Below are 3,931 nucleotides of genomic sequence, written 5' to 3'. Positions count from 1 at the left end.
GGCGAGGCTCCCGGCGAGACGTGCTCGCACGACAGCCGCCGCCGCAGCATCCGCGCCCGGTCCCGGACGAACGGGGCGGGGAGCAGGAAATGCGCCTCGCTCGGCTCCGGGCTGTGGACCCACCTGCTGTCCCCGATCCCCGCCAACGCGAGCGCGGTGCCCGCCAGGTCGCCGATCAGTGCCAAGGGCCGTCCCATCCGCAGGGCGGCGGCGGCCACCGCACGCGCGCGGGGAAACGCCTCCGGGCCGAGCGCCACGAACCCCGCCGACACCGGCGACACCGCGTACCGCTGCCCGTCGATCTCCACGGAGACCCTGTCCCTGACCAGTGCCGCCCCGCGGAACAGCGCCGCGTGGATCGCCGCCGCGTCGGCCGCGTCCGGCGTGTGCGCCGCGTCCAGCCCGCCGGGCGCACCGGCCGGGCGTGCCCCGACGGGCCCGGTGAGTCCCGCCGGCACCGCGTCCAGGCTCATTCCGCGCGGCCGGCGAGATCGGTGAGCCGGGGGACCGTGCCGGCCGGGGACGGAAGGGCGGCCATCTCCGCCCGCACCGCGCGCACGGCGGCGCGCACCCGCACGTCGGTGAGCGCCCGCTCCACCAGGTCCGCGTCCAGGTCGCCCAGGTCGGCGACCAGCCCGACGCCGCGGTCGCGCACGCAGGCCGCCTGGATGTAGTTCGGCGCCCCCGACGGGATCACCACCTGCGCGACCCCGGCGTCCAGCGCGGCCAGCGCCGACCCCGCGCCGCCGTGGTGGACGAGCGCGTCGCAGGTGTCCAGCAGCGCCCGCAGCGGCACCCATTCGCGGACGGCCCGCACGTTCGGCGGTGGATCGGCCAGCCGTCCCCGCGCGTCCGCGCCCGCGCCGAGCAGCAGCACGAACTCGGCATCCGTGCCCTCGGCGACCTCCAGCACGCGGGCCAGCAGCCGGTCGGCGTTCGGGGCCATCACCCCGGTCCCGACCGTGACCGCGACCCGGCGCCCCTCCGGCCGCCGGGCGAGGTCCGCGGGCAGGCGGCCACCGCCGTTGTACGGGATGTACCGCATCGACCAGGTGCCGGGCCGCCGCGCGGCCATGCTGGGCGGCGCGACGTCGATCCAGGCGCGCCGCTTCGGCAGTCCGTCGATGCCGTGCGCGGCGAACACCTCGGGCAGCAGCTCCGGCAGCCGCTCGTAGAAGTCGTCGGTGCGCAGCAGGCTCGTCGCGTGCTCCACCGACGGGACGCCCACGGCCGCCGCGGCGAGCGGCCCGCCGCCCTGCAGCTGCGAGTGGACGACCAGGTCCGGCCCCCACAGCCGGGCCGTGGCGATCATGTCGTCGGCGTACGCCCGGGTCGCCTCCACCAGCAGCGGACGCCCGTCGGCGACCGTGGTCGCGCAGTTGTTGACCAGGTCGGGCCGCGTCGCGTTGAGGCCGGCGACCGACGGGCGGCGGCCCCGTGGGTCGATGTCGATGACGTCCAGTCCCGCGCCGGCCACCGACAGGGCGGGGCCGGTGGTGCCGACGACCACCTCGTGCCCGGCCGCGCGCAGCGCCCAGGCGAGCGGGACCATCGGGTACAGGTGGCTCTCCAGCGGCGTGGAGAGGAACAGCGCTCGCATCGGTCCCCCTACCGGCGCAGCGTGACCGGCAGGTCGAGGAAGGCGCGGATGTTGTGGCCGCGCCGCCGCTCGGGAGGACCGGCCGGCTCGATCGCCGAGAAGTGGGTGACCAGGCAGGTCAGCAGCTCGCTGACCATGATCCGGCCGAGGTGGGCGCCCATGCAGAAGTGGATGCCGCCGCCGAACGTCAGGCAGGGCCCCTCGTCGCGGGTCACGTCCACCCGGTCCGGGTCGGTGAAGCGGGACGGGTCGCGGTTGGCCGCGCCCTGGACGCTGATGACGATCTGCCCCTCCGCCACCGTCCGCCCGGCGACCTCGCAGTCGGCGAGCGCGGTGCGCGGGTTGAGGTTGAGCGGCGGGTCCAGGCGCGCCAGCTCCTCGGCCGCGCGCAGCGCCACGCCCGGGTCGCGGCGCACCACCTCGAGCTGGTCGGGGTGCTCCAGCAGGATGGCCAGGCCGTTGCTCATCAGGTTCACGCCGGTGTCCATCCCGGCGTTCATCAGGTTGGAGCAGGCCGCGACGACCTCGATCTCCTCCAGCTTGCCCGCCTTGTGCGCGGCCGTGAGCCGCGACAGGACGTCGTCCTTCGGTTCGCGCATGCGCTCGCGCATCAGCTCGGTGAAGTACTCGGCCATGCGCATCTCGGCCGCCGCCGCCATCGGCAGCTCGGTGACCGCCGTCATCGGGTCGAAGACCCGCATGGACTCCGGTGACAGCCTCGCCAGCAGCGGACGGTCCGGCTCGGGCACCCCCACCAGCGCGCCGACCAGGGTCGCGCCGAGCGGCGAGCTGACCCGGCGGACGAAGTTGCCGCCCGGCTCGTCGGCGAGCGCGTCCAGCAGCGCGTGCGCGTGGTCGTGGATCACCGGCCGCAGCCGCTCCACGTGGTAGGGGGTGAACGCGTTGGAGATGGCGCGGCGCATCCGGGTGTGCAGCGGCGGGTTGGCGAACACCATGGTCCGCCGCCACCGCGACATCACGGGTTCGAGCACCTCCCGCGGCAGGTCGGTGAGGTGCTCCACCGACTCCTTCCCGCGTCCGAGGGAGCGGTGCCGCAGCGCCGCGCTCACGTCGGCGTACCGCGACAGCACCGTCATGCCGTTGCCCGTGGTGAAGACGGGGGCGTTCGCGTGCAGCCAGGCGTAGTGCTCGGCCGGGTCGCTCTCGGGCGGGTTCTCGAGGATGGTGAAGAAGACCTTTTCGGCGCGCTCGTTCACGGCGGCCGGATCGTCCACGGTGCTCACCAGCGGCACTCCCGTCGTCGCCAGATCGATGGATCACGACACCCGCAGACTATCCAACAGCTTCAAAAATAACTAGTCTTGCCGAACGAATGCCCCGTTTACCCCCCGCGATTCTAGTGATCACTGTAATAATCTATAGCGTCAATCTCTCCAGGGAGCGGCCATGACCACGGCGGACCGGCGGACCGCGGCGCAGACCGAACGCGACCGGCAGCGGGAGGAGTGGGCGCTCTGCTCGGCGGCCTGGCGGCGCCACCGCCGCGCGTTCACCGATCCCGGCCGCGCCATCACCGAGGGCATGCTTCGGCTGGCCGCGCCGCGCCCGGGCGAACGCGCCCTCGACCTCGCCTCCGGCGTCGGCAACCCCGCCCTCGCCCTCGCCGCGCGCGTCGCCCCCGGCGGGCACGTCCTCGGCCTCGACCTCAGCCCCGAGATGGTCGCCGAGGCGACCGCCGTCGCGGCCGAGGAGGGCGTGCCGAACGTGGAGTTCCGGGCCGTCCCAGACGAGGCGGCGCTCGGCGTCCCGGACGGCGCCTTCGACCTGGCGACGTGCCGTGCCGGGCTCCAGTACATGCCGGACCGCGCCGCCGCGGTCCGGGCCGTCCGCGACGCGCTGCGCCCCGGCGGGCGGTTCGTCGCGATGACGCTCGGCGCGGCCGAACGCTGCATGCCGTTCCGGCTGTCCAACGGCATCGTCTCCCGGCACGTCCCGCTGCCGCCGGTGGATCCGGAGAGCGGCCCCGGCCCGGTCTCGCTGTCGTCGCTGGACGAGCTGGCCGGGCTGCTCGCGGACGCCGGGTTCACCGGCCTGCGCACCGAGGTCTTCGAGGCCCCGATCTTCGAGGCGCCCGACCCGGCCGCCGCCTGGGAGCTGTTCACCGAGACCGCCGGGCCGTTCCTCAAGCTCTTCGCGGCGCTGCCGCCCGAGACGCGCAAGGCCATGGACGAGGACGCCGTCCGGGTGTTCGGCGAGGCCTTCCCGTCCGGGCCGGTCCGCCCGACCGGTGAGATCCTGCTCGCCTGCGGGACCAAGCCCGCCTGACCGCCCGGCCGCCCGTCCCGGCCGACCCGTCCTGGCCGGCCCGCC

At 75.0% G+C, this 3,931-nt stretch carries 4 protein-coding genes; 1 reads left to right on the top strand and 3 read right to left on the bottom strand.

Going from position 1 to position 3,931, the window contains the following annotated elements; translation table 11 throughout:
* The 3 genes from AB0J52_RS31010 to AB0J52_RS31000 all read right to left on the bottom strand — a co-directional run.
* A partial coding sequence (locus AB0J52_RS31010) for a hypothetical protein (RefSeq protein WP_500186262.1) occupies positions 1 to 458 on the bottom strand: 458 nt, incomplete at its 3' end.
* Positions 459 to 469: 11 nt separating this feature from the next.
* Positions 470 to 1,600, bottom strand: coding sequence for a nucleotide disphospho-sugar-binding domain-containing protein (locus AB0J52_RS31005; RefSeq protein ID WP_500186261.1), 1,131 nt, complete (start codon positions 1,598 to 1,600; stop codon positions 470 to 472).
* Positions 1,601 to 1,608: 8 nt separating this feature from the next.
* Positions 1,609 to 2,844 carry a cytochrome P450 gene (locus tag AB0J52_RS31000; RefSeq protein WP_500186259.1) on the bottom strand — a complete coding sequence of 412 codons (1,236 nt, stop codon included), beginning with the start codon at positions 2,842 to 2,844 and terminating at the stop codon, positions 1,609 to 1,611.
* A 163-nt stretch (positions 2,845 to 3,007) separates the two neighbouring features.
* On the opposite strand from AB0J52_RS31000, the gene AB0J52_RS30995 reads away from it, so the two are divergent.
* Positions 3,008 to 3,886 carry a methyltransferase domain-containing protein gene (locus tag AB0J52_RS30995; RefSeq protein ID WP_500186257.1) on the top strand — a complete coding sequence of 293 codons (879 nt, stop codon included), beginning with the start codon at positions 3,008 to 3,010 and terminating at the stop codon, positions 3,884 to 3,886.
* Positions 3,887 to 3,931 lie beyond the last annotated feature (45 nt).

Origin of the sequence: Spirillospora sp. NPDC049652, from assembly GCF_040675125.1 — a bacterium.
Taxonomy (GTDB): Bacteria; Actinomycetota; Actinomycetes; order Streptosporangiales; family Streptosporangiaceae; genus Spirillospora.
The sequence above is the reverse complement of the archived record's forward strand: the minus strand, read 5'-3'. Positions and strand labels throughout refer to the sequence as shown.